Here is a 334-nt window from a genome sequence, read left to right as displayed (position 1 = left end):
CAATCGGTTACGCTCTGTATAATGCCACGGCAATATTTATCCACCCTGGTCGAGATATTGCCCATGCTACGTATCGCTAAAGAAGCCCTGACGTTTGACGACGTCCTCCTCGTTCCCGCTCATTCTACCGTTCTGCCGAATACTGCCGATCTCAGCACTCAGCTGACGAAAACCATTCGTCTGAATATTCCTATGCTCTCCGCAGCCATGGATACCGTAACGGAAGCGCGTCTGGCTATTGCCCTGGCACAGGAAGGCGGCATCGGCTTTATTCACAAAAACATGTCCATCGAGCGCCAGGCGGAAGAAGTTCGTCGCGTGAAGAAACATGAGT

General features: G+C 51.8%; 1 protein-coding gene. It reads left to right on the top strand.

Annotated elements, in window-relative coordinates:
- Nucleotides 1-63: 63 nt before the first annotated feature.
- On the top strand, nucleotides 64-334 hold a 271-nt coding region (locus FQK12_RS27840), incomplete at its 3' end, for an IMP dehydrogenase (RefSeq protein WP_409996478.1).

Source organism: Klebsiella sp. ME-303, assembly GCF_007910085.1.
GTDB classification, from domain to species: domain Bacteria; phylum Pseudomonadota; class Gammaproteobacteria; order Enterobacterales; family Enterobacteriaceae; genus Klebsiella; species Klebsiella michiganensis.
The sequence above is the reverse complement of the archived record's forward strand: the minus strand, read 5'-3'. Positions and strand labels throughout refer to the sequence as shown.